The organism is Homoserinimonas sedimenticola, assembly GCF_026094475.1.
In the GTDB taxonomy this organism is placed as follows: Bacteria; Actinomycetota; Actinomycetes; order Actinomycetales; family Microbacteriaceae; genus Homoserinimonas; species Homoserinimonas sedimenticola.
In genome coordinates, this window is sequence record NZ_JAPELL010000001.1 from 1,214,542 (window position 1) to 1,240,614 (window position 26,073).

Below are 26,073 nucleotides of genomic sequence, written 5' to 3' on the forward strand. Positions count from 1 at the left end.
GGATTCGCGCCTCAAATGGGCATAGAAAAGCTTGGCGGTTTTCAACCACCGTGCACCAGTGTAGGTCACGGTATGGGGGCTGTAAAGTTGGCGCCCCTCGCGGGGAGGATCACCGACCGGCAGGCCGCTCCCACTATGCGGGATGCACCTTCCACTACCCTGAGAGCGTGACTGAACTCCCCAGTACCTCACTGCCCGGTATCTCCCGTCGAATCTCCGCGATCGCAGAATCCGCGACCCTCAAGGTCGACGCCAAGGCGAAGGCGCTCCAGGCCGACGGTCGCCCCGTCATCAGCTATGCCGCAGGCGAGCCCGACTTCGTCACCCCGAAGCATGTCGTGGATGCAGCATCCGCCGCCGTGCTCGACCCCAAGAACTACCGCTACACGCCCGCGGCCGGCCTCATGCCGCTGCGCGAGGCCATCGCCGAGAAGACCAAGCGCGACAGCGGACTCGAGGTCGCGCCGACGCAGGTCATCGTGACCAACGGCGGCAAGCAGGGCGTCTACCAGGCCTTCGCGACCGTCATCAGCGAGGGCGACGAGGTACTCCTGCCCGCCCCCTACTGGACCACCTACCCCGAGGTCACGAAGCTCGCAGGCGGTGTGCCCGTCGAGGTGTTCGCGGGCTCCGACCAGGAGTACAAGGTCACGGTCGAGCAGCTCGAGGCCGCCCGCACCGAGCGCACCAAGGTGCTGCTCTTCGTCTCCCCCTCCAACCCGACGGGCGCCGTCTACACGGTGGAGGAGACGCGCGCGATCGGCGAGTGGGCCCTCAAGCACGGGCTGTGGGTCATCACGGACGAGATCTACCAGAACCTCGTCTATGACGGATCCGCCCACGCCCCCTCGATCGTCGAGGTCGTGCCGGAGCTCGCCGAGCAGACCATCCTCGTCAACGGCGTCGCCAAGAGCTACGCAATGACGGGATGGCGTCTCGGCTGGATGGTCGGTCCCGCCCGTGCCATCAAGGCCGCCGGCAACCTGCAGTCGCACCTCTCATCGAACGTCTCGAACATCTCGCAGCACGCCGCGATCGCCGCGATCACCGGCCCGCAGGACGACGTGCTCGCCATGCGTGACGCCTTTGACCGCCGCCGCAAGCTCATCGTCGCCGAACTCAACAAGATCCCCGGCGTCGTCACCCCCACCCCGCAGGGCGCGTTCTACGTGTACCCGGATGTCACGGGGCTGCTGAACCGCGAATGGCACGGCGTCACCCCCACGACGTCGCTCGAGCTCGCCGACCTCATCCTCGAGCAGGCGGAGGTCGCGGTCGTGCCGGGCGAGGCCTTCGGTCCGAGCGGGTACGTGCGCCTCTCCTACGCGCTCGGTGACGAGCCGCTGCTCGAGGGCGTGCAGCGCCTGCAGCGTCTCTTCGCGTAGCGGCGCGCGCGTAGCGCCCTCCCGTCAGTGCCCGCGGGGCAGGGGCGGCACGAGGGGCGCGAGGCTGCGGGCGGCGCGTGCGACGGCATCCGAGATGGCCGTGAGGAGCGGTGAACTGAGGTTCCACTGCTGCCAGTAGAGCGGCACGTCGAGCGGGCGCTCTGGCATGAGGTCGATGAGGCCAGTGCCGCGCGCCTGTTCGTCGGGGAGCATGCCCCAGCCGAGGCCGAGGCGGATGGCGGTGGCGTACTCCGTGGAGGCGGGCACGTAGTGGATCGGCGGCGTCGTGCGCACCCGGATGGAGCGCAGGAATGCGGCCTGCATGTCGTCACGCCGGTCGAAGTCGATGCGCGGGCAGCGGCCGAGCGCCGGGGCCGTCACGCCCTCGGGCATCCACCGCTCGACGAATGCCTGGCTCGCGACCGCCCGGTAGCGCACCGTCACGAGCGGGGTGACGACGCAGCCGGGCACGCTCGTCGACTGCGAGGTGACCGCCGCCATGACCTGCCCCGACTCGAGCAGTCGGGTGGTGAACTCCTCATCCTCGCGGTGCAGTTCGAAGACCACCGGATGCTCGTGCGCGACCTCCGCGAGCGCCGGCAGCAGCCACGTGGCAAGGGAGTCGGCGTTGACGGCGATGCCGACGGGGGTGAGCCGCTCCCCCTCGTCGTCGAGGCCGACCTCGGCAAGGGCGTCGTGTTCGAGGAGGGCCATCTGGCGGGCGAGACGCACGATGGCCGCACCGGCGTCCGTCGCGCGTACGGGCTTGGAGCGCACGAGGAGCACGCGGCCGAGTCGCTGCTCGAGCGCTTTGATGCGCTGGCTGACGGCGGAGGGCGTGATGTGGAGCGCCCGTGCAGCGCCCTCGAGTGTTCCCTCGTCAACGACGGCAGTGACGGTCCTGGCGAGGTCGAGGGGAATCTGCATGATGAAGCCATGCTAATGCTGGCTTAGGAGGATTAGCTGGCCTGTTCTTCGCATCCACCCGTATCGTCGTGGGGTGATGTTCGACCCGACCCTCCAGACCTCCCTCGCCACGGCGCTCTCCGGCTTCGTGCTCGGCTTCGGCCTGATCGCCGCGATCGGCGCCCAGAACGCCTTCATCCTGCGTCAGGGCGTGCGACGCCAGCACCTGCTGGCCGTCGTGCTGGTGTGCGCCCTCTCCGACATCGTGCTGATCTTCGGCGGCATCCTCGGCGTGGGCGCCGTGCTCGAGCATGCCCCCTGGATCGTCACCCTGGTGCGCTGGTTCGGCGTCGCCTTCCTGACGGCTTACGGCCTGCTCGCAGCGAAGCGTGCCTGGCGCCCCTCGGGACGAGGCCTCACGGTCGACGACGGGGCGGCGGATGCCACGGCGCCCGCCCCGGCCGGCGACGAGCATCCGACGCCGACGGAGGGGGGCACCGCCGCACGGACGGCCACCCTCACGCGCCCGACCGTGGAGGCACCGCGGGCCGCCCCGCGCGGCTCTCTCGTGACGGCCATCCTCACGGCGCTCGCCTTCACCTGGCTCAACCCGCACGCCTATCTGGACGCGGTTGTCGTGCTCGGTTCGGTCGCGAACACGCACGGGGACCCTGGTCGCTGGATCTTCGGGGTGGGGTCGATCACGGCAAGCTTCGCGTGGTTCACGCTCATCGGTTTCGGCGCGCGCCTGCTCGCGACCCGCCTGGCCTCGCCGCGGGCGTGGCGCATCCTCGATGCGGCGATCGCGGTCATCATGCTCTCGCTCGCGGTCTCGCTCGCCGTCTCCGCGTAGCCGCGAGGCGATGCGCGCAGGCGAGAGACGCTCCGCGTAGCCGCGGGACGCGCATAGCAGCGCGGCCCGTCCCGCTCCTAAGCGAGCGACACGGGCGCGGCCTGCTGTACCCAGGTGTCGGGCACATCGTGGCGTCCGACGCGTTCGAAGGCGAGCACTGCGGCGCCGATGCGTCCCGCGTCGCCGCCGAGGCTCGACAGCATGACGCGGGGCGCGGCACGCCAGGCGAGGGCTTCGTCGAGCCGCTGCACGACGGGGTCGAGCAGTACGCTGCCTGCCTGCGAGAAGCCGCCGCCGAGCACGATCACTTCGGGGTCGAGCAGCAGCGTCACGGTCGCGAGGCCCTGCGCGAGCGCCCGCGTGGCCTCGTCCCATACGGCGTCGGCGTGGGGGTCACTGCCGAGGCGGGCGACGATCTCGCGGGATGAGAGGCTGCCCCCGGCCCGCGCAGCGTAGCGACGGGCGACGCCCGCGCCCGAGACGTACACCTCGAGGCATCCGCGCTGGCCGCAGGTGCACTGCTCGCCGTCCTGCACGATGGGGATGTGTCCGATCTCGCCGGCCGCCCCGAGGGCACCGCGGATGGGCCCCTCGGCCGAGACGAGCGCCGCCGCCATGCCCGTGCCGATGGGAATGAGGGTGAAGTCGTCGACACCGCGCGCCACCCCGAGGCGCCTCTCGGCGAGGCCCGCGGCCCGCACATCGTGTCCGACGGCGACGGGGAACGGGAGGCGTTCCTGCAGGCGGGCGAGCAGCGGCATGTCGCGCCAGCCCAGGTTGGAGGCGTAGGCGACCTCGCCCGTGCGCTCGTCGACCATGCCGGGGGTGACGACGGCGGCGGCGATCACGCGCCTGTCGCGTGCGGATGCCTCGCGCCTGAGGTCTTCGATGAGCTGGAGCAGCGCATCCACGATGCCCTGCTGGGGGGTCGGATGCGTCGCACTCGCGACCGTCTCGCCCGTCTCGGAGACGAGGGAGCCCTTGAGTGCGGTGCCGCCGAGGTCGACGGCGACCACGACGTCCGCAGGTTCGATGCTCATTGGGGTGTCACCGCGTCTCGGATGCTCCGCACGAGCTCGGGCGAGGTGACGGTGCGGGTGCCGCTGTCGTAGAGGACGGATGCCGCGCCCTGATGCCCTGGGCTCACCACCTGCTGCGGCGCCCGGAAGTGCAGCTCCGCCACCCCCGTCTCCTCGAGGATGCGACGCGCGTTGTGCTCGCGCACGCCGCCACCCGCGAGGATCGCGATGCGTCCCGCGGACTGGGTGACGAGGCCCGCGAGCGCTGCGCTGCCCTCGAGCACGCTGGCGGCCCCGCCGGAGGTGAGCACGCGCGGGATGCCCAGGCGCACGAGGGTCTCGAGCGAGGCCGAGAGGTCCACCGTCGTGTCGAAGGCCTTGTGGAAGGTCACGGAGTGATCGCCGCAGGCGCTCAGGAGACGCCGGGTCGCCCGCTCGTCGACGACCCCCTCCGGCGTGAGCGCCCCGATGACGAAGCCGAGGCGCACGCCGTCCGGCCGGGGCAGTTCGCGCATCGCGTGGACGTCGGTGACCATGGCGTCGACCTCGGCCTCGGAGTAGACGAAGTCACCCTCCCGTTGCCGGACGAGCACCATGACCGTGAGCGTTTCAACTGAGACGAGCACGCTGGCCACGGTGCCGAGGCTCGGTGTGATGCCCCCGCGATCGAGGGCGGCGCACAGCTCGATGCGCTCCGCTCCGGCGCGCTCGGCCGCGGCGGCCCCGTCGATGTCGTCGAGGCAGACTTCGAGGATGGTCATGCCTGCGCAGAGGCGCCCGCGAGGGCCTGGCGCAGGTCCTCGCCGAGCTCGATCTGACCGACGGGTCGCCCGCCGCCGAGCACGGCAACCGTCCGGAGCTTCTCGGCGGCGCTCGTGTCGTAGCCGAGGGCCTCGAGCACGGCGACGGCGATGAGGGTTGTCGCGCGCGGGTTGCCGTCGATGATCTTCATGGAGACGGATGCGCCGTCTCGCGTCGCGACGCCGATGACGCCCTCCGCCCCACCCTTCGCGAGCACCCCGGGCATGAGCGCCATGAGGTCGCTGTTGGCGTGCCCCGTGCCGCCCACGTAGAAGGGGTTGCCGCGCATGGCTGCGGCGACCCGCCCCGCGGTCGAGCCGGCCTCCGCGAGCACGAGCGAGCGGAAGGCGCTCGCCACGCCGCGCACGGTCGTACCGAAGAGGGGCGCGCCGCATCCGTCGACGGCGATGTGCGTGATGGGGGCGCCCGTCATCTGCGCCATTGTCGCCTGAACCTGCTGCTGCAGCGGATGGTCGGGGTCGAGGTAGTCGTCGGTGGACCACCCGTTGGCGGCACAGGCGAGCAGCATGGCGGCGTGCTTGCCCGAGCAGTTCATACGCACGCGGCTGCGGCTCTCCCCCTGCCTGAGGAGGCGCTCGAAGGTCGGCTCATCCTCGGGACGGTCGACGGGGCAGCCGAGGGCGTCCTGCTCGAGCCCCGCGCGCTCGAGCATTCCCGCGACGAGCTCGGTGTGAGCATCCTCGCCCGTGTGGCTCCCGCTCGCGATGGCCAGCTCGGGGCCCGAGAGTTCCGCCCCGGCTGCGAGGCATGCCATCGCCTGGAGGGGCTTGACGGTCGAGCGCGGCAGGATGGGGGCGTCGGGGGCTCCGAGGGAGAGCGCAACAGTGCCGTCGGCCGCGAAGGCCAGGAGCGAGCCGAGATGCCGGCTCTCGATCATGCCGGAGCGCCGGATCACGGCGAGTTCGGCGAGGCGTGCGGGAGTGGTGTCAGACATTGGAGGCCTTCTTCGTCGAGGAGCCGCCCGGCGTGGGCAGCGGCAGGGTCATGGCGGCGCGGCGGCGGCCGGGCCGCGTCTGCAGGCGCGAGGCGAGACCGGAGAGGCTGCCGTTCACGACAAGGTAGATGATCGTCACTACAAGGTAGGTCTGAATGAGCAGGTGGTTGAAGCTCGAGAGCACCTGCCCGCGGTAGAGCAGTTCAGTGAAGGCGACGATATAGCCGAGCGATGTGTCCTTCATGAGACTCACGAGCTGTGTCACGAGCGAGGGTGTGACGTTGCGCACCGCCTGGGGCAACACGACGAGGCGCATGACCTGACCCCCGCGCATCCCGAGGCTGAATGCCGCCTCGGACTGCCCGCGGGGAAGGCTCAGGATGCCGGCGCGGAAGATCTCGGCGAAGACGGCCGAGTTCGCGACCGTGAGGGGGATCACGAGCTTCCAGAGCACCGGGAAGTTGATGCCCAGCTGCGGCAACCCGAAGAGCATGAGGTAGATGAGCAGCAGCACGGGGATCGTGCGGGCGATCTCGATATAGGCACCGCAGACCCAGCTCAGCCAGCGCAGCGGGCTCACGCGACCAAGAGCGAGCAGTACGCCAAGGGCGGCGCCCAGAACCGCGACGATCGCTGCCGCCTGGAGCGTGCCGAGCAGGCCGACGCCCAGATATTGCCAGATGGCGACGTCGAGGAAGGGCAGCCAGCGATCGGCGTCGAGCTGCCCGTTGACGCCGAACTGCCAGAGTGCGGCGCCCACGAGGCCTGCGAGTGCGAGCGCGCTGACGATCGAACCGATGAGGATGCGGCGGCGGCCCCGAGGGCCCGGCACCTCATAGAGGTAGGAGACGGCGCCCGGTTTCTTGCTGCTCATCGGAGGATCGCCACCTTACGTTCGATGCGCCCCGCTGCCAGTCCGATCGCCAGTGCGATGAGCATGTAAACGATGCCGGCGCCCGTGAAGATCTCGATGGGCTGCGCGTAGACGAGATTGATCTTGTTGACGCGGGAGGTCAGTTCGACGACGCCGACGACAGCGGCGAGGGCCGTGTTCATCGCGAGAGCGATCATGACGTTGCCGATCGGTTGCACGACGGCACGTAGCGACTGCGGGATGACGACCAGGCGCAGCGTCTGCCAGAGGGTCAGACCGAGGGCGCGACTCGCCTCGATCTGGCCTACCGCGACGGTGTTGACGCCACTGCGGACCGCCTCCGCGACATATGCCGACTCATAGACGGTCAGCACGATGATGGCGGTCGGGAGGAGAGGCAGGATGAGTCCGGCGTCGGGGAGGGCGAAGACGGCGAGAAGGAGCAACGCCAGGAGAGGAACATTGATGAAGAACTGCACATAGAGGAATGCGGCCCTGCGAAGGATCGGGATGGGGCTCACGCGAGCCACCGTCACGAGCACCCCGAGGATGAGCGAGCCGACGCCCGCGACGACCACCATGAGGAGGGTCGTCCCGATCGCGTCGAGCAGCAGCCCCGCGTTCTCCGTGATCATTTCCATGTGTTCTCTCCTGGCGTTGCCCCGCGTCGGCTAGGAGCCGGGGACCGAGCCGATGCTCGGCGGCGTCGGGATCTCCGACTCGACGACGGTGCCGAGGCTCAGCTCCCAGGCCTGACCCCACTCGCCGCTCTCCTGAATCTCGAGCAGCCAGTCGTTGATGAACTTCTTGAACTCCTCGTCGCCGTGCTGGAGGCCGATGCCGTAGGGCTCCTCCGTGAAGGGCTGACCGACGACCTTGAGCTCGTCGTTGTTGGCCGCGTTGCTTGCGAGCAGCACGTAGTCCTGCACGTAGGCATCTCCGCGGCCCTGCAGGAGCGCCTGCACTGCCTGCGGGTCGGTCGCGAAGTCGATGAGCTCGGCCGTGGGCTGCGCCTCGGGCACGGCAGTGACGGCGGGGGTGTTCGCCCCGACGATGACGGTCTTGCCGCCGAGGTCGTCGATGCCGTTGATCTCGTCGTTGTCGGCAGGGACGGCGACGGCGAGACCCGAGTTGAAGTAGGGGCCAGCGAAGCTGACCTGCTCGGCCCGCTCCTCCGTGATCGTGTAGGTGTTGAAGACGACGTCAACGGTGCCGTTCTGCAGGAGCGCCTCGCGGGTCTCGGATGCCGGCGGAACGATCTCGACGCTGGGCTCGCCGAAGATGTAGACGGAGAGCAGCTGGGCGAGGTAGGCGTCGAAGCCGGAGACGTTCTCGGGGTTCGTCGGGTCCTGCTGCGAGAGCAGCGGGGCGTCGAGCGCCTCGGCGACGATGAGGGTTCCGCGCTCGCGGATCTTCTCCATCGTGGAGCCGGGGGTGAAGAGCGATTCGTCGGCGACGGGAGCGTTCGCGAGCATCTCCTCGACACTGCTGGCGTCGGAGGTGTCGTCTCCGCCGGGGACGTTGTCGGATGAACCGGTGGAGCACGCGGTGAGCGCGAGTGCCGTCACGGCGACGCCGGCACCGAGGGCTGCTGCCCTGCGGCGGAAGAGTCGTGATGAGAACATGTGGTTCCTTCTTCTCTCGTTGTGGGTGGTGCGGGGTCTTTGTCGCCGAGTGATCGGTAGGTCAGTGGGCGAGGATCGAGGCGAGGAACGCCTTGGCACGCTCGGAGCGCGGATTGTCGAAGAAGTCGCTCGGGGTGCTCTCTTCCACGATCTGGCCGGCATCCATGAAGACGACTCGGTCGGCGGCGCGGCGGGCGAAGCCCATCTCGTGGGTGACGACGACCATTGTCATGCCCTCTGCCGCGAGGGATGTCATGACCTCGAGCACCTCTCCGACCATCTCGGGGTCGAGCGCGGAGGTCGGCTCGTCGAAGAGCATGACCTTGGGGTGCATCGCAAGGGCCCGGGCGATTGCGGCGCGCTGCTGCTGCCCGCCGGAGAGCTGAGCGGGGAAGCGATCCGCCTTGTCCGCGATGCCCACCCGCGCGAGCAGTTCGAGCCCCTCGCGGCGGGCATCCGCCTTTGACATCTTCAGCACGTTGATGGGGGCGAGGGTGACGTTCTCGAGGATGCTGAGGTGGGCGAAGAGGTTGAAGGACTGGAACACCATTCCCACTTCGGAGCGAAGGCGGGCAAGTGCCGCCCCCTCGACGGGCAGGGGTTCCCCGTCGAGGAGGATCTCGCCCGAGTCGATCGTCTCGAGGCGGTTGATGGTGCGGCAGAGGGTCGACTTGCCGGAGCCGGAGGGCCCGACCACGACGACGACCTCACGCTCGGCGATATCGAGGGAGATGTCCCTGAGCACGTGGAGTTCACCGTAGTGCTTGTCGACCGCGCGCAGGCGCACCATGGCGCGCGCTACCGCGTCGTTCTGGGGCTTCTCGCTCATGGGTCGCTCCTCGCGTCGTCGCCGGGATGAGGGGCGGATGCTCCACCCGGGGCGCGTTGAGCGTACTAAGCGAACAGGTTGTGTGCAAAATCACGCTGACTTACTCCAAGTTTGCAGTAAGGTGTTCGCTACACTCGTCTCATCCGATCCGATTGGTTCTCAATGCCGCACGCCAACCCCGCGCCCTCCCCTGCGCTCGGATCGCCCGGCGGCATTCTGTCCTTCGTCCGTAGCGGGCGGGCGACATCACGGGCCGAAATCGCGCGCGCCACTCGCCTCTCGCCAACAACGGTCGCCGCCAAGGTTCAACTCCTCATCGACGCCGGATACCTGCGGGAAGCGGGCGATGGCGCCTCTCAGGGCGGCCGGCGCCCACGGCAGCTGGAGGTTGACCCGCGAGGTGGCCTCGTCACCGGTGTCGACCTCGGCGCTCGCCACGCCTCCTTCGGCCTGTTCGACCTTCGCGCCGAACTCATCGCGGAGAAGCATCTCGACATCGACATCGCGAAGGGGCCCGACGAGATCCTTCCCTGGGTCGTCGAGGTGGCACAGGGACTCGCGAGGGAACACTCACGCGACGGCCAGCGCCTCATCGGCGTCGGGCTCGGGTTGCCCGGCCCCGTCAGCAAGCCCCAGGGGCGGCTCGTCTCCCCCTCACGCATGCCCGGCTGGGACGGCCTCGACGCGGCAGCCGAGCTCGAGCGACTCACGGGAGAGCCCGCCGTCGTCGACAACGACGCCAACCTGATGGCCCTCGGCGAACACATCAGTCGCGGCGAGGACGTCGACGACTTCGTGTTCATCAAGGCGGGGTCGAGCATCGGCGGCGGCGTCATCGTGGGCGGACGACTTCACCACGGACACCACGGCATGGCGGGCGATATCAGCCACGTCACGGTGCACGACGCCCCCGCGACCCCGTGCTCCTGCGGCCGCAACGGCTGCCTCGACGCGGTCGCGGGCGGCGACGCGATCGTCGCGAGCCTCCGGGCGGAGAACGTCGACGTGAGCGACACGCCCGCGGTGATCGCGCTGGCCCGCAATGGCCACCCGCTCGCAACGCAGATGCTGCGCGAGGCGGGCATCCGCACGGGAACCGTCCTCGCGACCGTCGTCAACTTCTCCAATCCGCAGCGCATCGTGCTGGGGGGCGCGCTAAGTGAGGCGGCCGCCTTCGTCGGCGGCGTCAGATCCGCGATCTACACGGAGTGCCTGCCGCTCGCGACCGAAGGCCTCGAGATCGAGGCAAGCCAGACCAAGAACCGCGGCGGAGTCATCGGTGCCGCCCGCGTCGTGCTCGACCACATCCTCGACCCCGAGACCGTCACCCAGCGGGTCGCACCGTGACGGGCGTGCTCGACCGCTTCCGCCTTGATGGTCGCGTCGCCCTCGTCACGGGTTCCAGCCGCGGCATCGGTCGCGCCCTCGCGCAGGCGCTTGGCGAAGCGGGGGCCGCTGTCGCGGTCACGGCGCGCTCGCAGGAGCACGCGGATGCTGCCGCCGACGAACTGCGCGAGCTGGGCATCCGCAGCCTCGCGATCCCCCTCGAGGTCACGGATGTCGCCTCCGTCGAGTCGGCCGTCGAACACGTCGTCGCGGGTCTCGGTGGACTCGACATCCTCGTGAACAATGCGGGCGTCAGCATCGGGCGTGCGGCACTCGACACTCCCGACGAGCTCTGGCGCGAGGTCATGGCGACCAACCTCGACGGCGTATGGCACTGCAGCCGGGCAGCCGGTCGGCACATGGCCGCGCACGGCGGCGGCACGATCGTCACGGTGGGATCCATGTCAGCCGAGATCGTGAACCGGCCACGGTGGCAGGCACCCTATCTGGCTGCCAAGGCCGGCGTGCATCAGCTGACGAAGGCACTCGCGGCGGAGTGGGCCCCGCACGGCATCCGTGTGAACGCGATCGCCCCCGGTTACATCCTCACCGAGTCGTCCCCCGTCGACCAGCCCGAGTACCACGCCCACTGCGTCGAGCCCGCCGCGCTCGGCCGCTACGGTCTGCCCCACGAACTCGGCCCCGTGACGGTGCTGCTCGCGAGTGAGGCATCCAGTTTCATGACCGGCTCGATCGTGACGGTCGACGGCGGCTACACCCTCTTCTGAACCACGACCCAAGGAGATCCCATGGCCGAAGTCGTCATCGTCGGAGACCGCGAGGAGGCGGGGGAACTCGCGGCAGGCGCCATCCGCTCGCTCATCACACGGCGACGTGACGCCGTGCTGGGCCTTGCGACAGGCTCGACGCCTCTGCCCGTCTACGCCGCGCTCGCCCGGACCCTGCGGGAGGACCCGCTCGACGTCTCGGCGGTGCGCGGCTTCGCCCTCGACGAATATGTCGGCCTGCCCGCAGGGCACCCCGAGAGCTATCGAGCTGTCATCACCCGCGAGGTCGTCGAACCACTCGGCCTCGACCCCTCCCTCGTGCACGTGCCAGGTGACGGGAGCGACTCGATCGAGACGGCGGGCGAGGACTACGAGCGCGCCATTGTGGCGGCAGGCGGCATCGACCTGCAGATCCTCGGCATCGGCTCGACAGGACACATCGGCTTCAACGAGCCGGGCTCGTCCTTCGCCTCCCTCACGCGCATCAAGACCCTGACGGAGCGCACGCGGCAGGACAACGCGCGCTTTTTCGACAGCCTCGACGAGGTGCCCCGCCACTGCCTCACGCAGGGGCTCGGCACGATCCTGCGCGCCCGCCATCTCGTGCTCCTCGCATTCGGCGAGGGCAAGGCCGAGGCGATCGCCGCCGCCGTCGAGGGCCCCCTCACGGCAAGCCAGCCGGGCAGCGCCATCCAACTGCACCCCCACGTGACCGTACTCATCGACGAGGCGGCGGCATCCCGCCTTCAGAACGCTGACTACTACCGCTACACCTGGGAGAACCGACCCTCCTGGCAGACACTCTGACACGAAGGCTCCTCCATCATTCAGGAAGGTGCTGTGACAGAAGCGATCAGAGCGACGGATGCTACGAGAGTGGTGGCATCCGGCGCCCTCATCGCCCTCGTTCCTGAATGATGGAAAAGGCGGGGCTCAGAGGAGTTTGCGCTCGAGCGCCCACGCGGTGAGCTCGTGCCGTGAGGAGAGCTGCAGTTTGCGCAGCACGGCGGAGACGTGGGTCTCGACCGTCTTGATGGAGATGTAGAGCTCGGCGGCGACCTCCTTGTACGCGTACCCGCGAGCGATGAGCCGCATGACCTCCCGCTCGCGGGCCGAGAGGCGGTCGAGCTCGTCCTCCGCGACCGCCTGCTCCCCCGCGGCAGCGCCGAAGGCGTCGAGCACGAAGCCTGCCAGGCGCGGCGAGAAAACGGCGTCGCCGCTCGCAACCGAGCGGATTGCGTTGTTGACGTCCTCCGCCGAGCTGCCCTTCGTGATGTAGCCGCGAGCTCCAGCACGGATGACGCCCACGACGTCCTCGGCCGAGTCGGAGACGCTCAACGCGAGGAAGCGGGTCGCATCGAGCAGGCCGTTGCAGCGCCGGATGACCTCGGCCCCTCCCCCGCCCGCGCCGCCGGGCAGATGCACGTCGAGCAGCACAACCTCGGGGCGCTCGTTCGTGACGGCGGTGACTGCCGCGTCGACATCCGCCGCCTCGGCAAGCACCTCGACCGTGTCGTCGAGCGAGGCCTTGAGCCCCGACCGGAAGATCGAATGGTCATCCACGATCACCACGCTGGTCATCTCTCGTCCCCTCACAGGTCCAGGTGCAGGTGTACCTCGGTGCCGACTCCTCCCGCTCCGCGGTGCACGTTCGCGCTGCCGCCGGCACGGTGCATCCGCCCGATGATCGACTCTCTCACGCCGAACCGGTCGTCGGGCAGGTCGTCGAGGTCGATGCCGGGCCCCCGGTCGCGGATGAAGACGTCAATGACGGATGCCGCGGCCTCGACATACACGGAGACTTCGCCGCCCCCGTGCCGCGCCGCGTTGAGCATCGCCTCACGCGCCGCCGCCACGAGGGGCGGCGGCGCAGGCACGGACTCGCCCACCGTCACGACGTCGATACGTGCGGGGTATTCGACCTCGATCGTCGCCGCGACCTCCCGCAGCTCGCGTGCGAGGTCTGCGCCGGGCGCACCCTCGCCGGCGAACAACCACTCGCGTAGTTCCCTCTCCTGGGCCCTGGCGATGCGGGCGACATCGCTCGACGTGCCCGCTCGGTTCTGGATGAGGGCGAGGGTCTGCAGCACCGAGTCGTGAAGGTGGGCGGCGATCTCGGCGCGCTGCTCCTCACGGATGCGACCGGAGCGTTCCCGCATGAGTTCGTTCCAGAGGCGCACAACGAAGGGGGCAACCGCCACACCCATGCCGAGCACGATCATCCCGATCGCGAAGACAGCGGTCATCGCCTCCGGCCGCCAGTTGCCTGATGCGAGTAGAAGGAGCCCCGTTGCGAGGAGCATGGCGGCACCGACGACGCGCACGACGAGGCTGTAGCGAGCGCTGCGGAGCGGGTCGCTGTCGTCGAAGGCGAGGCTCCACGCCACCGCGCCGCCCGTGAGCACGAGCGCGAGAGTGATGGCGGTGGGGGCGGTTCCCGTGATGTTGGCCTGCACGACGGCGGCGACCGCGGCAACAGCACCCAGTGCGAGGAGCACGGCGGCGACGGGGGCACGCCGCCGGGCGGGTTCGTCCGCCTCGTCGAGGGGCACGAGCGCCCACAGCCAACCGTAGAAGAGCAGGCCGGCTCCCCCGAGGATCGTGGCGATGACCATGATGAGGCGCACGCGCGCGACGGGCCACCCCAGGTGTTCCGACAGCCCGGCACACACGCCGCCGAGAACCGCGCGGCGGGGCCGCACGAGCGGGGGTCGCGCGGAAGCGGCGGGCGTTTCGATCACTCTTGAATCCAAGCAGATCCGGGAGCCCCTGACCTGCCCCGAGCGCCCGAATCAGGGTGCGTTCAGGGTGCTCCCCCATGGCGCGGGGGCGGCGCCCACGGCCAGCATTGTCGCATGGACAACGACTCCCCCTCCCAGACTCCCCCGCCGTCGGGTGGCAGCGCCGCCGACTCGGGCTTCTTCCCCTGGCTCCGCGGCCTCGGCGTGACACGCGAGGCCGGATGGCTCGGCGGTGTCTGCGCCGGCCTCGCAGCGCGGCTCGGCATCGACCCCCTCATCGTGCGCGGCATCGTCGTCGTGATCGCAATCTTCGGCGGCCCCGCTCTCATCCTCTACGCCGCGGCCTGGCTGCTCCTTCCGGACGCGGCAGGACGCATCCACCTGCAGGAGCTCTTCCGGGGTGTCTTCGACCGCGCCCTCGCTGGCATCGGCATCCTCGTACTGCTGGCGCTTCTGCCCTTCGGTGGCGGCTGGTGGTGGTTCGGCGGCTGGTGGTTCGACGGCTGGGGCGACCTCTCGGTCGGCGCCATCATCTGGACCCTCCTCCTCACCGCCTCCGCCGTGTGGCTCGTCGTGTGGCTCGCGAACCGCCCCCAGGCGACGGGGCCGACGGCGAGCGTGGCGGGTAGCACGCCTGACGACGCTCGGGCGGATGCTACGGCATCCGCAGACCCGACTGCTGACGCCCCCGTGGCAGAGCCGGTCGCTCCCCCCGCTCCCCCCAAGGATGCTGCAGAAGCCGATCTCGCCGCGTGGCGCGAGGGGCAGGCCGAGTGGAAGCGCGAGCACGACGCGTGGCGCGCGCAGCAGGCGGCGAGCGCGCATGAGGCACAGCGGGCGCGCCTTGCTGCGGAGCGGGAGCGTCGCCGCGCGGAGGCGGCGGAACGAGCCCGCGTCGCTCGCGAGCGGGAGCGGCGCACGCGCCCCGGTGCCGGCTATTCCCTAGTGGCGATCGGCCTCGCCCTCGTCGCCGGGGCGGCGACCGCCCTCGGCCTGGCCGACACGGATCTCACCTTCGCAATGCGCACGTCGACGGCCCTCGCCGCGACCCTCGCGGTGCTTGCTCTTGCGATCATCGTCAACGGGTTGCGCGGTCGGCGAAGCGGCGGCAGCGGCGGGGTTGCGGTGCTGGTTGTCATCGCGCTCCTCCTCAGCGGGGTGTTCGGCGGGCTCCGCGCCCCCGTGATCTCCGAACGGCAGATCTCGTGGAGCCCCACGGCGAGTGATGATCGCGGGCTGCGCACGGTCGTGAGTGGGGATGTGACGCTCGACCTCGAGGACTACTTCGATGACGACAGCCGTCTCGGCACGCTCGACCTTCTCGTTGTGAGCGGCGATGTCGACGTGCTCATGCCGGCCGACGCCGACGGGCGCGTGGAGGTCGACATCGTGAGCGGCACCATCCGGGTCGACGGCGATGTGGCGGATGCGGGCAGCTTCTCGAGCGCGGTCGCCCGCTACGACGCCCACGCGGGTGAGGACCGGCGGATGCTCGTGGACATCTACGTCATCTCGGGCGACGTGACCGTGGCGCAGGCCGACTGACGGGCATCCGCCCGCCTTTTCGAAAAGAATCTGGAGACATCATGGACAGCACCGAACCTCAGAACAGCACCGAACCTCAGAACAGCTCCGAACCTCAGAACAGCACCGAACCGCAGAACAGCAGCGAACCGCAGAACTCCGGGCCTACGCCTCGCCCCACGGATGCGACGGCCCCCGTCGCCCCGCACGATGACGACCGCCGCGTGCTCACCGGCACGATCGTCTGGGGTGTGATCCTGCTCGTCGTGGCGGCCCTCTTCGGCCTGCGCGTCGCCTCGGATCTCGACATCATCGCGGTCGACGTGTCGCCCGCCTGGGTCGTGCTCGGCGTGGGCGCCCTCCTCGTGGTGGGCGGCCTAGCGGCAGCTCTCACCCGCCGCCGCTAGCCCCGCAGCCCCGCAGCCCCGAGAAGACTCAGTGGCGGTAGTTCGGCGCCTCCACCACCATTTGGATGTCGTGCGGGTGCGATTCCTTCAGCCCGGCGGGGGTGATCCGCACGAACTTGCCTTTCGCGCGCAGCTCGTCGATGTTGCGGGCGCCGACGTAGAACATGGACTGCCGAAGGCCGCCGAGGAGCTGGTAGGTGACGGATGCGACGGGGCCGCGGTAGGCCACCTTGCCTTCGATTCCCTCAGCGATGAGCTGCTCGTCGCTCGGCACGTCGGCCTGGAAGTAGCGGTCGCGGGAGTAGGAGGTCTTCTTTCCGCGCGACTGCATGGCGCCGAGGGAGCCCATTCCGCGGTAGCTCTTGAACTGCTTGCCGTTGACGAAGATCATGTCGCCGGGGCTCTCGTCGGTTCCGGCGAGGAGTGAGCCGAGCATGACGGTTTCGGCGCCGGCGACGAGCGCTTTGGCGATGTCGCCCGAGTACTGCAGTCCGCCGTCGGCGATGACGGGCACCCCTGCCTCGCGGGCGGCGAGGGAGGCTTCGTAGACGGCCGTCACCTGGGGCACGCCGACTCCGGCGACGACCCTGGTGGTGCAGATGGAGCCGGGGCCGACTCCGACCTTGATGGCATCGGCGCCTGCGTCGACGAGGGCCTGTGCCCCTGAGCGGGTCGCGACGTTGCCGCCGATGATGTCGATGGCGGCGAAGGCCGGGTCTGCCTTGAGGCGCCGGATGATCTCGATCTCGCCCTTGGAGTCGCCGTTGGCGGTGTCGACGACGATCACGTCGACTCCGGCGTCGGCGAGCGCGCCGGCGCGCTCCCAGGCGTCGCCGAAGAAGCCGATGGCGGCACCGACGCGGAGGCGACCTTCGTCGTCTTTGGTCGCGTTGGGGTACTGCTCGGTCTTGTCGAAGTCCTTGACGGTGATGAGTCCGGTCAGTCGGCCGTTCGCGTCGATGAGGGGCAGCTTCTCGATCTTGTGCTGCGCGAGGATAGCGATGGCCCCGTCGGGATCGATGCCTTCGGGAGCGGTGATGAGCGGCATCCGGGTCATGACGTCTCGGACGAGCGTCGTGCCCTTCTCGAACTGCGAGACGAAGCGCATGTCGCGATTCGTGATGATGCCGACGAGCGTGCCGTCGGCCTCGACGACGGGGAGGCCGGAGACGCGGAACTGGCCGCACAGCGCGTCGACTTCGCCGACCGTCGCATCGGGTGTCGTCGTGACGGGGTTGGTGATCATGCCCGACTCGGAGCGCTTGACCTTGTCGACGTGCGCCGCCTGATCGGCGATCGAGAGGTTGCGGTGCAGCACGCCGAGGCCACCTTGGCGTGCCATGGAGATGGCCATGCGCGCCTCGGTGACGGTGTCCATGGCGGCGGAGATGAGGGGCGTGTTGACGCGGATGTTTCGGGTGAGGCGCGAGGAGGTGTCGACCTCGCTCGGGATGACGTCAGTGTGCCCGGGCAGCAGCATCACGTCGTCGTAGGTGAGTCCGATGAAACCGAAGGGATCCGGCTGAGTCATTGTTCCCCTTTTGTGAGATGACGGGCGGTGACCCGGTGATTCCGGGCGAGGGGTGCCGGTGAAGCAGCGTCGATTCCCGGTGTTCTATGCTAACCGGTTCGCGCTTCTGGCCATTCCGCAGTCATAATTGCGCAACGACAATGTGGCCACCCGAGTAACACCGGCGACACAATCGGCCAGTAACGTCAGCGAAGACGGTACGTGCAGGGGGGATTAACCCGATCCCTGGGGCACTGCCTTGGAGGATTCATGAGCAGCACCAACAGGGTCCGTGCGCGTCGCGCCAGATGGCGGACCGCAACCCTTGTCGCTTTCGTCGGCGCCTTCATGATGCTGGGGACCCCGGCAATGGCGGATGAGGTCGGCGAGGACGAACCGTTCAAGATCAGCGGCAACGTCAAGCTTGACGGGGAACCGCTCGAGAACATCCGCCTCACGGTGACCGGTAACGGCGTCGACGAGGAGGTGGAGACGGATGCCGAGGGCCAGTGGCGCGTGGGCGTGCCCGAGCGTGCCACCTACACCGTAACGCTCGACGAGGAGACCCTTCCCGAGGGCATCGCGGTCGTCGACGAGACGGGCGAGGACACGACCCCGAACGAGAAGGAGGTCGAGATCGGCCCGGGCGGTCGCGTCACGATGAACTTCTTCATCGGCGAGGGCGAGCGGAATGTCACGAGTTTCGCCGATCAGCTGATCTCCCGCACAATCACGGGGATCAACTTCGGGCTCATGCTGGGTCTCGCGGCGGTCGGCATCTCTCTCGTCTTCGGCACGACGGGCCTCTCCAACTTCGCGCACGCCGAGATGGTCACTTTCGGTGCCGTCATCGCATTGCTGCTGGGCGTGACGATGTCGATACCGATGTGGGCGGCGATTCCCCTCACGATCATCGTCAGCGCCGGTTTCGGCTGGTTGTTGGATGCGGGGCTATGGAAACCCTTACGCACGAGGGGGCTCGGGGTCGTGCAGCTCATGATCGTGAGCATCGGCCTCTCGCTCGCGCTGCGCTACGTCTTCCAGTACTTCATTGGTGGTGGCACGCTGCAGCTGCCGGGCGCTGCGACCGCCAAGTTCACGCTCTTCGGCGCCGTGCAGCTCTCCTGGATCGACATCGCGAGCATGGGGGTGAGCATCGCGGTCATCATCGGCTTTGCGGTGTGGCTCCTCTTCAGCAAGATCGGCAAGGCGACCCGCGCGGTTTCCGACAACGCCTCCCTGGCGGCGGCATCCGGCATCGACGTCGACAGGGTCGTGCGGATCGTGTGGATCGTTGCAGCCGCGATGGCGGGTCTCTCGGGCATCCTCTACGCGTATTACCGGCCGGGCATCAAGTGGGACATGGGCGCCCAGATCCTGCTCCTCGTCTTCGCCGCCGTGACCCTCGGCGGTCTGGGCACCGCCTTCGGCGCCCTCATCGGCGCGATCATCGTCGGCGTCATGGTTGAGATCTCGGGCCTGTGGATCCCCTCGGACCTCAAGTACGTCGGTGCACTCGGCATCCTCATCCTGGTGCTCCTGTTCCGACCCCAGGGCATCCTCGGACGCAAAGAGAGAATAGGTTAAGGCGCCCCCATGGACTGGCTGACTATCTTCGGCAACACCGCGTCGTCCCTCATCGGGCCCGCGACCCTCGGTTACGCCCTCGCGGCCATCGGCCTCGCTGTGCACTTCGGCTTCGCCGGGCTGCTCAACATGGGTATCGCCGCCTACATGGCGATCGGGGCCTACGGCTATGCGATCTCGATCCTCACCTTCGGCCTGCCGTGGTGGGTCGGGGTCATCATTGCGATGATCGCATCCGTCGTCTTCTCGCTCATTCTCGGAATCCCGACGCTGAGACTGCGAGGCGACTACCTCGCCATCGTGACGATCGCCGCGGCGGAGATCGTGCGACTGCTGTTCCTGTCGACGACCTTCGACGAGTACACCGGCTCGGCCGACGGCCTGAGCGGCTACCACAACAGCTTCCGCGAATCGAACCCGCTGCCCGAGGGCACCTACGGTTTCGGCCCGTGGGAGTACACGCACAACGCCTGGTGGGTGCGCATCATCGGCATCCTGCTCGTCGCACTTGCGGTGCTCATCGTGTGGGCGATCATGCGCAGCCCGTGGGGACGCGTGCTTCGCGGCATCCGTGAAGACGAGGATGCCGTACGCGCGCTCGGCAAGAACGTCTTCTCCTACAAGATGCAGGCCCTCATCCTGGGCGGGATCTTCGGCTCCCTCGGCGGTATCGTCTACGCCCTTCCCTCGTCGGTGAACCCGGGCGTCTATGTGACCTCGCTCACGTTCTTCGTGTGGACGGCACTCCTCCTCGGCGGTGCCGCGACGATCTTCGGGCCCGTGCTGGGTGCCATCATCTACTGGGTCGTGCAGACGCTGCTGAGCAACATCCTCCCCGCCCTCGTGACGGCGGGGGTGCTGCCCTTCATGTCGACGAGCCAGGCGCAGACGCTGCGCTTCATCCTCGTCGGCGTCGCACTCATGCTGCTCGTGATCTTCAGACCGCAGGGCATCCTCGGAAACAAGAAGGAGCTGACCTTTGTCAAGTGACGCAGCCGCCCCCGCGACCGGTTCTGTGCCGCGCGCGAAGTCGACCGGCCTGCACAAGGGCGACATCCGCCCCGGCGTGCCCAAGGTCGACCCCATCGTCGTCGCCGACGGTGTCAAGCGCACCTTCGGCGGCCTCACGGCCGTCGACGTCGAGCACCTGGAGATTCCGCGCGGTGCCATCACGGCCCTCATCGGGCCGAACGGTGCGGGCAAGACGACTCTCTTCAACCTGCTGACGGGCTTCGACAAGCCCGACAGCGGCACCTGGACGTTCGAGGGCCGCTCCCTCGCGGGCGTGCCCGCCTTCAAGGTGTCTCAGCGCGGGCAGGTGCGCACCTTCCAGCTCACCAAGTCGCTCGGGCTCCTCACGGTGCTGGAGAACATGAAGCTGGGCGCGAAGGGCCAGATCGGCGAGTCCTTCTGGGCGGGACTGTTCCCGTTCCTCTGGCGCAAGCAGGAGGAGGAAGCGGAGGCGAAGGCCCTCGAGCTGCTGACCCGCTTCAAGCTCGACGCCAAGAAGGATGACTTCGCGGCGAGCCTCTCCGGCGGCCAGCGCAAGCTCCTCGAGATGGCGCGCGCCCTCATGAGCGACCCGACCCTCGTCATGCTCGACGAGCCCATGGCGGGTGTCAACCCGGCGCTCACGCAGTCGCTGCTCGAGCACATCCTCGACCTCAAGGAGCAGGGCATGACGGTGCTCTTCGTCGAGCACGACATGCACATGGTCCGGCACATCGCCGACTGGGTCGTCGTGATGGCGGAGGGCAAGGTTGTCGCGGAGGGCCCGCCCGACACCGTCATGAAGGACCCCGCTGTGATCGACGCCTACCTGGGCGCGCACCAAGACGTCGACCTGGGTGTCGTCACGGGACGCTACGAGGGCGAGCTTCCGAGCGGGGCGGGCGAGGAACTCGCCGCCGAGATCGAACACGAGCATGAGGCGGATGCCCCGGCTCAGCAGAAGCGGAAGGGCCGAGCATGAGCCTCCCCACGACCGACCAGACCACGCCACCGGCCGCCACCGGCACCCCCGTCGTCGAGGTCAAGGACCTGACGGCTGGCTACCTCCCGGGCGTCAACATCCTCAATGAGGCCAACCTCGTCGCCCGCCAGGGGGAACTCATCGGCATCATCGGCCCCAACGGCGCCGGCAAGTCGACGCTCCTCAAGGCGATCTTCGGCCAGGTGAAGATCCGGGGCGGATCGATCTCGCTCAACGGCGAGGACATCACGGGGCTCAAGGCCAACAAGCTCGTCGCCAAGGGCGTCGGCTTCGTGCCGCAGAACAACAACGTGTTCCCGAGCCTCACGATCGAGGACAACCTCAAGATGGGGCTCTACCAGAACCCCAAGATCTACAAGGAACGGCTCGACTTCGTCGTGGGCATCTTCGGCGAGCTCGGCAAGCGCCTCAAGCAGCGTGCCGGATCGCTCTCGGGCGGTGAACGCCAGATGGTGGCGATGTCACGCGCCCTCATGATGGACCCGCACGTGATGCTGCTCGACGAGCCCTCTGCTGGCCTCTCCCCTGTGCGCCAGGACGAGGCGTTCATCCGCGTCTCGGAGATCAACAAGGCGGGCGTCACGACCATCATGGTCGAGCAGAACGCACGACGCTGCCTGCAGATCTGCGACCGCGGCTACGTGCTCGACCAGGGCCACGACGCCTACACCGGCACGGGTCGCGAGCTGCTCAACGACCCCAAGGTCATCGGCCTCTACCTGGGCACGCTCGGCCAGGACTAGACGGCGCGAACGAAGGGCCCGGCATCCGTAGTGGGTGCCGGGCCCTTCATTGTGGCCGTGGGTGCGCAGAAGGGCCCGGGTGCGTGTGCACCCGGGCCCTTCCGTTCAGACCTTCGGCTTAGTAGGCCGTGTAGGTGTTGTCGGGTCCGAAGATGTACGTACCGATCGTCGCCTCGGTCGGGTCGCCGACCTCGTCGAAGGTGATCGGGCCAGAGACACCGTCGTAGTCGGCGACGTCCCCGTTGTTGATGATCTCGGCACAGTCGGCAAAGGTGGTGCACTTCTCACCGTCACCCGAGCCGCCCGAGACCTCCTGCAGCGCCGCGGAGATGTCCGCAGCATCCGTCGAGCCGGCCTTGAGGGCCGCAAGAGCGAGCAGCATGACCGCGTCGTAGGACTCGGCGCCGTAGGTGTACTCGTTGAGCTCCTCCTCGCCGCTCTCGACCCAGAAGTCGTTGAGCGCGGTCGTGAACTCGGCCAGATCGTCCACATTGGTGCCGGGGAAGGTGCCCTTGGCGCCCTCGAGCGTGCCCTGCGGGAACTGGTCGCCGAAGTTCGACAGGTTGCCGTCGACGAAGTACAGGTTCTCGGCGGGGAAGGCGCTCACGATGCTCGGAAGCATCGTCTTGACCTCCTCGAACGTGATCAGGGCGATCGCGTCGGGGTCGGCTGCGAGCACCTCGCTGATCTGCGCGTCGAAGCTCGTGTCACCCGTGTTGTAGGACGACGTCGCGACGACCTCGCCGCCGGCAGCCTCGAAGGCCTCCGTGACGTACTTCTGCAGGCCCGTGCCGTAGGAGTCGTTCAGCACGATCATGCCGAGCGTCTCGTGGCCGTCCTCGGCGATCAGGTTGCCGAGGACCTCGCCCTGCAGCACGTCCGAAGGAGCGGTGCGGAAGTACAGGTCGTTGTCGTCGTACGTCGTGAAGGCGTCGGACGTGTTGGCCGGCGAGAAGAGGATCGTGTCGGCCGCGACCACCTGGTCGATGAACTGCAGCGAGACACCCGAGGATGCGGCGCCGATGATGGCCGAGACGTCCTCGCCCAGGAGGCGCGGGATCTCGGTCTCGTATGCCTTGTTGTCGGTGTCGCCCGAGTCACCCTCGACGATCTCGACCTGGATGCCCAGGTCAGCCGAGTTGATCTGGTCGGCCGCGTAACGCACACCAGCGACCTCGGGCGGGCCGAGGAAGGCGAGGTTACCCGTCACGGGCAGTGCCGTACCGATCTTGAGGGTGAGATCCTCACCCGTGTTCCCCCCGTTGCCACCGTCGTCCTCGGTGGACGCGCAGCCGCTCAGCACGAGTGCGACCGCACCGAGCCCTGCGACACCTGCGTAGAGAGCCTTACGGCCGCGCGAGCCGGCGTTAGCCTTCGCGAATACGCTCATGTTGCTCCTTGCGTTGTGAATGTGATGAAAACCACGGCAGGACACTGCCGTCTTGCAACGCTATTGCCCGGGGCGACGCCACACAATACTTACGTGTTACGGCGGGGTAACATGCCCGTCGCCTGTCGTCTACTCGACAAGTACGTCTGCCGAGGGGGCGGGGCGATTGTCCGCGCCATACAGCAGCACCCGGAAGTGGGCCATCTGCGGGTCACCGCTCGAGTCCAGCGCGAGCGGCCCGGAGGCGCCGTCATAGTCGATGTCGTCGCGCGTCGTGAGCACGTCGAGGCACTCTCCGAAGCTCACGCACTTGATTCCCTCACCCGACACCCCGGGAATTCGGTAGGCGACGGATGCTCCCCCATCATCGCCCGCCACTGTCGCCGCGAGGGCAGCGAGCACGACCGCGTCATAGGCCTCTGCGGCGTACCGCAGATCGCTCACCCGGGGGTCCATCGCGCGCACCCGGGCGGCGAAGCCCTCGTCGGGGGAACGGCCGTCCAACACGCCGCGCACACCCTCGAGCGTGCCGGGCGGCAGCTCGCGCGAGTAGTCCGCGAGGTTGCCGCTCGTGAGCCACAGGGAGTCGCCGCCGAATCCCGCCTGCGCAAGCGACGTGAGCAGCGCGACATTCGTGGCCGCGGCAGCGAACGGGCTCGAGACGACGACCGCGTCGGGCGCAGCGTCGGCGACGAGGGAGACGAGGGCTGCGACATCCGCCTCGGCTGTGAAGGTCTCGTCGACCGTCACGGCGTCATCGCCCAGGGCAGTGGACAGTGCGGATGTCACGGCCGCCGACATCGCGTCATCGAAGGTGAGCGCGGCCACCGTCTGGGCGCCCTCCTCCTCGAGCAGGGTCGCGAGCGCCTCCCCCTGCAGCGCCGCCGAGGGAACCGTGCGCAGGAGCAGGCCGTCGTCGTCAAGGCTCGACAGGGAGGGGGCCGTCGCGGAGGGAGAAATGAGCGCGACCCCGTCGGCGATTGCCAGCGGCAGGATGCGCTCCGCGAGCACGGATGACGCGGGGCCCACGATCACGTCGACGCCCTGGGCGACAAGCTCCGCGTAGGAGGCCTCCACGACAGAGGAGGAGGCATCAGCCGAATCCCGGTGGAAGACCTCGACCGGCTCGCCAAGCACACCGCCCGCCTCGTTGATCTCGCGCACCGCGAGCTCCACGCCCGCCGCCTGCGCGGCCGAGAGAAAGGAGGTCGCCCCCGTCGTCGGCAGCAACGTGCCGAGGCGAAGCACCCCGTCGCCAGATGCGGCCGGCGGGCTCGGCTCCGGCGAGGCGGACGGGGCGACCATGGGGGCCGTCGTGCACGCGGTCAGGAGGAGCACCACCGCGATACTTGTGGCGGCGAGGGGACGAGACGGCATGGGCTCCCTTCCTGGTGCTGCGTGCTCGCGACGCATCACGAACCCTATCGAGGGATCAGGTCAGCTCCGGCAAGGCGCGGCGCGACATCCGACCCTCAACCAGCATGTCGACCGTGAGGAGGACGAGGGCGACCCACACGAGGGCGAATCCCGCCCAACGCTCCGGCGGCATCTCCTCGTGCAGGATGGCGGCGCCGAGGATGAACTGGAGCACGGGCGCCAGGTACTGCACGAGGCCCATCGTGACGAGCGGGAGCCGCCGCGCCCCGGAGGCGAAGAGCAGCAGTGGCACGGCCGTCACGGCACCCGCGAGGAGGAAGAGGAGGGTGTGCACGAGGCCGTTGTCGCCCACCTCGATGCCGGGGCCCGCCGCGATGAGGGCGAGCACGACCCCGGCGGGGATTGTCAGCCACATCGTCTCGACCGTCAGGCCGGGAAGGGCGCCCACGCGGGGCCCCGCCTGCTTCTTGATGAGCCCATAGAGGCCGAATGAGCCCGCGAGCGCGAGGGAGATCCAGGGCACCTCGCCGTAGCCGATCGCGAGCACGACGATCGCGACCGCGCCGAAGCCCACCGCGACCCATTGCAGCGCGCGGAGGGACTCGCGAAGGAAGATGACGCCCAGCAGCACCGTGAAGAGCGGGTTGATGAAGTACCCGAGCGAGGATGCGAGCACATTGCCGCTCAGCGCCGCCACGATGAAGACGGTCCAGTTGACGGAGATGAGGGCGCCCGCCGCGCCCATGATGAGCAGGAGCCGCGGCGAGCGGATCACGGCGCCCACAGCCGACCAGGTCCGCGTGAGCGTCAGCAGGAGGGCGCAGAATGCCAGGGAGAGCAGGATGCGCCCCGCGACGATCTCGAAGGGGCTCGAGGGCGCCAGCAGCAGGAAGAAGCCGGGCATGAAGCCCCAGAGGCCGTAGGCGGCCGTCGCATAGAGGAGACCGGCACGACGCTGCATCCGCATGTCGTCGCTCGGGGGTGCTGCTGTCGTCACCTCCGAATGCTACCGGCAGACGAAGGGCCCGCCCGGCGTGTGCCGGACGGGCCCTTCATTGAGATTCGCGTCTTAGCGGACGACGACCGCGAGCACGTCGCGGGCCGAGAGCACGAGCAGGTCCTCGCCGTCGTACTTGACCTCGGTTCCGCCGTACTTGGAGTAGATCACCTTGTCGCCGACGGCAACGTCGAGCGGGATGCGGTTGCCGTTGTCGTCGATGCGGCCGGGGCCCACCGCCACGACCTCGCCCTCCTGGGGCTTCTCCTTGGCAGTGTCAGGGATGACAAGACCGGAGGCAGTCGTCTGCTCGGCCTCGACCTGCTTGATGACAATGCGATCTTCGAGCGGCTTGATGGACACCGACACGGTTGACCTCTTTCTGAAGTACGTGGAGAAACTTGGGGTTAGCACCCTCGCTCGGAGAGTGCCAGAACAACTGT

General features: G+C 68.6%; 26 protein-coding genes. 11 read left to right on the forward strand and 15 right to left on the reverse strand.

Annotation, left to right across the window (positions count from 1 at the left end; genetic code table 11):
- Nucleotides 1-167: 167 nt before the first annotated feature.
- Nucleotides 168-1,385, forward strand: a complete 1,218-nt coding sequence (locus tag OH146_RS05625; protein WP_265158263.1) for a pyridoxal phosphate-dependent aminotransferase — start codon at nt 168-170, stop codon at nt 1,383-1,385.
- A 24-nt stretch (nt 1,386-1,409) separates the two neighbouring features.
- On the opposite strand, the gene OH146_RS05630 is transcribed toward OH146_RS05625, so the two are convergent.
- Nucleotides 1,410-2,312 (reverse strand): LysR family transcriptional regulator ArgP, encoded by a 903-nt coding sequence (locus OH146_RS05630; RefSeq protein WP_265158265.1) that lies wholly within the window; start codon nt 2,310-2,312, stop codon nt 1,410-1,412.
- Nucleotides 2,313-2,388: 76 nt separating this feature from the next.
- Here OH146_RS05630 and OH146_RS05635 point away from each other — a divergent pair, with 76 nt between their 5' ends.
- On the forward strand, nt 2,389-3,144 hold the full coding sequence (locus OH146_RS05635) for a LysE/ArgO family amino acid transporter (protein ID WP_265160675.1): 756 nt from the start codon (nt 2,389-2,391) through the stop codon (nt 3,142-3,144).
- A 77-nt stretch (nt 3,145-3,221) separates the two neighbouring features.
- Here the strand turns inward: OH146_RS05635 and OH146_RS05640 are convergent, their stop codons facing one another.
- The 7 genes from OH146_RS05640 to OH146_RS05670 all read right to left on the reverse strand — a co-directional run bounded on the left by OH146_RS05640 (nt 3,222) and on the right by OH146_RS05670 (nt 9,247).
- The gene (locus OH146_RS05640) at nt 3,222-4,184 is read right to left on the reverse strand and encodes an ROK family protein (protein ID WP_265158267.1); all 963 of its coding nucleotides are present in this window, start codon (nt 4,182-4,184) and stop codon (nt 3,222-3,224) included.
- Nucleotides 4,181-4,924, reverse strand: a complete 744-nt coding sequence (locus tag OH146_RS05645; protein WP_265158269.1) for a copper homeostasis protein CutC — start codon at nt 4,922-4,924, stop codon at nt 4,181-4,183. Before OH146_RS05645 ends, OH146_RS05640 begins: the two co-directional genes overlap by 4 nt.
- A complete protein-coding gene (locus OH146_RS05650; protein ID WP_265158271.1) occupies nt 4,921-5,919 on the reverse strand; it encodes an asparaginase in 999 nt (332 codons plus the stop codon). Before OH146_RS05650 ends, OH146_RS05645 begins: the two co-directional genes overlap by 4 nt.
- The gene (locus OH146_RS05655; RefSeq protein ID WP_265158273.1) at nt 5,912-6,793 is read right to left on the reverse strand and encodes an amino acid ABC transporter permease; all 882 of its coding nucleotides are present in this window, start codon (nt 6,791-6,793) and stop codon (nt 5,912-5,914) included. Before OH146_RS05655 ends, OH146_RS05650 begins: the two co-directional genes overlap by 8 nt.
- Nucleotides 6,790-7,434: an amino acid ABC transporter permease gene (locus OH146_RS05660; RefSeq protein WP_265158275.1), complete on the reverse strand. Its 645-nt coding sequence runs from the start codon at nt 7,432-7,434 to the stop codon at nt 6,790-6,792. Before OH146_RS05660 ends, OH146_RS05655 begins: the two co-directional genes overlap by 4 nt.
- 30 nt (nt 7,435-7,464) lie before the next feature.
- Nucleotides 7,465-8,418: a glutamate ABC transporter substrate-binding protein gene (locus OH146_RS05665; protein ID WP_265158277.1), complete on the reverse strand. Its 954-nt coding sequence runs from the start codon at nt 8,416-8,418 to the stop codon at nt 7,465-7,467.
- 61 nt (nt 8,419-8,479) lie between these two features.
- Entirely contained in the window at nt 8,480-9,247 is a 768-nt protein-coding gene (locus tag OH146_RS05670) for an amino acid ABC transporter ATP-binding protein (RefSeq protein WP_279348686.1), read from the reverse strand.
- 162 nt (nt 9,248-9,409) lie between these two features.
- Here OH146_RS05670 and OH146_RS05675 point away from each other — a divergent pair, with 162 nt between their 5' ends.
- The 3 genes from OH146_RS05675 to OH146_RS05685 are packed head-to-tail and all read left to right on the forward strand — an operon-like array spanning nt 9,410 to nt 12,168.
- Nucleotides 9,410-10,594, forward strand: a complete 1,185-nt coding sequence (locus OH146_RS05675) for an ROK family transcriptional regulator (protein ID WP_265158279.1) — start codon at nt 9,410-9,412, stop codon at nt 10,592-10,594.
- On the forward strand, nt 10,591-11,361 hold the full coding sequence (locus OH146_RS05680) for an SDR family NAD(P)-dependent oxidoreductase (protein ID WP_265158281.1): 771 nt from the start codon (nt 10,591-10,593) through the stop codon (nt 11,359-11,361). Before OH146_RS05675 ends, OH146_RS05680 begins: the two co-directional genes overlap by 4 nt.
- Before the next feature lie 21 nt (nt 11,362-11,382).
- Nucleotides 11,383-12,168: a glucosamine-6-phosphate deaminase gene (locus OH146_RS05685; RefSeq protein WP_265158283.1), complete on the forward strand. Its 786-nt coding sequence runs from the start codon at nt 11,383-11,385 to the stop codon at nt 12,166-12,168.
- 126 nt (nt 12,169-12,294) lie between these two features.
- Here the strand turns inward: OH146_RS05685 and OH146_RS05690 are convergent, their stop codons facing one another.
- A complete protein-coding gene (locus OH146_RS05690; RefSeq protein WP_265158285.1) occupies nt 12,295-12,942 on the reverse strand; it encodes a LuxR C-terminal-related transcriptional regulator in 648 nt (215 codons plus the stop codon).
- 11 nt (nt 12,943-12,953) lie between these two features.
- Complete coding sequence (locus OH146_RS05695; RefSeq protein ID WP_265158287.1) at nt 12,954-14,102, reverse strand: ATP-binding protein; 1,149 nt, start codon at nt 14,100-14,102, stop codon at nt 12,954-12,956.
- Nucleotides 14,103-14,216: 114 nt separating this feature from the next.
- On the opposite strand from OH146_RS05695, the gene OH146_RS05700 reads away from it, so the two are divergent.
- A complete protein-coding gene (locus OH146_RS05700) occupies nt 14,217-15,647 on the forward strand; it encodes a PspC domain-containing protein (protein WP_265158289.1) in 1,431 nt (476 codons plus the stop codon).
- 41 nt (nt 15,648-15,688) lie between these two features.
- Nucleotides 15,689-16,033 (forward strand): hypothetical protein, encoded by a 345-nt coding sequence (locus tag OH146_RS05705; protein WP_265158291.1) that lies wholly within the window; start codon nt 15,689-15,691, stop codon nt 16,031-16,033.
- 28 nt (nt 16,034-16,061) lie between these two features.
- Here the strand turns inward: OH146_RS05705 and guaB are convergent, their stop codons facing one another.
- Nucleotides 16,062-17,564, reverse strand: a complete 1,503-nt coding sequence (gene guaB / locus OH146_RS05710) for an IMP dehydrogenase (RefSeq protein WP_265158293.1) — start codon at nt 17,562-17,564, stop codon at nt 16,062-16,064.
- Between the two features lie 249 nt (nt 17,565-17,813).
- Here guaB and OH146_RS05715 point away from each other — a divergent pair, with 249 nt between their 5' ends.
- The 4 genes from OH146_RS05715 to OH146_RS05730 are packed head-to-tail and all read left to right on the forward strand — an operon-like array spanning nt 17,814 to nt 21,866.
- Nucleotides 17,814-19,130 carry a branched-chain amino acid ABC transporter permease gene (locus OH146_RS05715; RefSeq protein WP_265158295.1) on the forward strand — a complete coding sequence of 439 codons (1,317 nt, stop codon included), beginning with the start codon at nt 17,814-17,816 and terminating at the stop codon, nt 19,128-19,130.
- Between the two features lie 9 nt (nt 19,131-19,139).
- A complete protein-coding gene (locus OH146_RS05720) occupies nt 19,140-20,120 on the forward strand; it encodes a branched-chain amino acid ABC transporter permease (protein ID WP_265158297.1) in 981 nt (326 codons plus the stop codon).
- Nucleotides 20,110-21,102: an ABC transporter ATP-binding protein gene (locus OH146_RS05725; protein ID WP_372508463.1), complete on the forward strand. Its 993-nt coding sequence runs from the start codon at nt 20,110-20,112 to the stop codon at nt 21,100-21,102. Before OH146_RS05720 ends, OH146_RS05725 begins: the two co-directional genes overlap by 11 nt.
- The gene (locus tag OH146_RS05730; RefSeq protein ID WP_265158299.1) at nt 21,099-21,866 is read left to right on the forward strand and encodes an ABC transporter ATP-binding protein; all 768 of its coding nucleotides are present in this window, start codon (nt 21,099-21,101) and stop codon (nt 21,864-21,866) included. Before OH146_RS05725 ends, OH146_RS05730 begins: the two co-directional genes overlap by 4 nt.
- A 118-nt stretch (nt 21,867-21,984) precedes the next feature.
- Here OH146_RS05730 and OH146_RS05735 read toward each other — a convergent pair whose 3' ends face one another.
- From OH146_RS05735 to groES, 4 genes are all read right to left on the reverse strand, one after another.
- Nucleotides 21,985-23,256 carry an ABC transporter substrate-binding protein gene (locus OH146_RS05735; protein ID WP_265158301.1) on the reverse strand — a complete coding sequence of 424 codons (1,272 nt, stop codon included), beginning with the start codon at nt 23,254-23,256 and terminating at the stop codon, nt 21,985-21,987.
- 129 nt (nt 23,257-23,385) lie between these two features.
- Nucleotides 23,386-24,633, reverse strand: coding sequence for an ABC transporter substrate-binding protein (locus OH146_RS05740; protein ID WP_265158303.1), 1,248 nt, complete (start codon nt 24,631-24,633; stop codon nt 23,386-23,388).
- 55 nt (nt 24,634-24,688) lie between these two features.
- A complete protein-coding gene (gene rarD, locus OH146_RS05745; protein WP_308214941.1) occupies nt 24,689-25,630 on the reverse strand; it encodes an EamA family transporter RarD in 942 nt (313 codons plus the stop codon).
- A 72-nt stretch (nt 25,631-25,702) separates the two neighbouring features.
- On the reverse strand, nt 25,703-25,999 hold the full coding sequence (gene groES / locus OH146_RS05750; RefSeq protein ID WP_265158305.1) for a co-chaperone GroES: 297 nt from the start codon (nt 25,997-25,999) through the stop codon (nt 25,703-25,705).
- Between the last annotated feature and the right edge of the window lie 74 nt (nt 26,000-26,073).

Coding starts and splice junctions, on each gene's coding strand:
- OH146_RS05630 (WP_265158265.1), bottom strand. CDS start 2,312: ATGCAGATTCCCCTCGACCTCGCCAGGACCGTCACTGCCGTCGTTGAC.
- OH146_RS05635 (WP_265160675.1), top strand. CDS start 2,389: ATGTTCGACCCGACCCTCCAGACCTCCCTCGCCACGGCGCTCTCCGGC.
- OH146_RS05640 (WP_265158267.1), bottom strand. CDS start 4,184: ATGAGCATCGAACCTGCGGACGTCGTGGTCGCCGTCGACCTCGGCGGC.
- OH146_RS05645 (WP_265158269.1), bottom strand. CDS start 4,924: ATGACCATCCTCGAAGTCTGCCTCGACGACATCGACGGGGCCGCCGCG.
- OH146_RS05650 (WP_265158271.1), bottom strand. CDS start 5,919: ATGTCTGACACCACTCCCGCACGCCTCGCCGAACTCGCCGTGATCCGG.
- OH146_RS05655 (WP_265158273.1), bottom strand. CDS start 6,793: ATGAGCAGCAAGAAACCGGGCGCCGTCTCCTACCTCTATGAGGTGCCG.
- OH146_RS05660 (WP_265158275.1), bottom strand. CDS start 7,434: ATGGAAATGATCACGGAGAACGCGGGGCTGCTGCTCGACGCGATCGGG.
- OH146_RS05665 (WP_265158277.1), bottom strand. CDS start 8,418: ATGTTCTCATCACGACTCTTCCGCCGCAGGGCAGCAGCCCTCGGTGCC.
- OH146_RS05670 (WP_279348686.1), bottom strand. CDS start 9,247: ATGAGCGAGAAGCCCCAGAACGACGCGGTAGCGCGCGCCATGGTGCGC.
- OH146_RS05675 (WP_265158279.1), top strand. CDS start 9,410: ATGCCGCACGCCAACCCCGCGCCCTCCCCTGCGCTCGGATCGCCCGGC.
- OH146_RS05685 (WP_265158283.1), top strand. CDS start 11,383: ATGGCCGAAGTCGTCATCGTCGGAGACCGCGAGGAGGCGGGGGAACTC.
- OH146_RS05690 (WP_265158285.1), bottom strand. CDS start 12,942: ATGACCAGCGTGGTGATCGTGGATGACCATTCGATCTTCCGGTCGGGG.
- OH146_RS05700 (WP_265158289.1), top strand. CDS start 14,217: ATGGACAACGACTCCCCCTCCCAGACTCCCCCGCCGTCGGGTGGCAGC.
- OH146_RS05705 (WP_265158291.1), top strand. CDS start 15,689: ATGGACAGCACCGAACCTCAGAACAGCACCGAACCTCAGAACAGCTCC.
- guaB (WP_265158293.1), bottom strand. CDS start 17,564: ATGACTCAGCCGGATCCCTTCGGTTTCATCGGACTCACCTACGACGAC.
- OH146_RS05715 (WP_265158295.1), top strand. CDS start 17,814: ATGAGCAGCACCAACAGGGTCCGTGCGCGTCGCGCCAGATGGCGGACC.
- OH146_RS05720 (WP_265158297.1), top strand. CDS start 19,140: ATGGACTGGCTGACTATCTTCGGCAACACCGCGTCGTCCCTCATCGGG.
- OH146_RS05730 (WP_265158299.1), top strand. CDS start 21,099: ATGAGCCTCCCCACGACCGACCAGACCACGCCACCGGCCGCCACCGGC.
- OH146_RS05735 (WP_265158301.1), bottom strand. CDS start 23,256: ATGAGCGTATTCGCGAAGGCTAACGCCGGCTCGCGCGGCCGTAAGGCT.
- OH146_RS05740 (WP_265158303.1), bottom strand. CDS start 24,633: ATGCCGTCTCGTCCCCTCGCCGCCACAAGTATCGCGGTGGTGCTCCTC.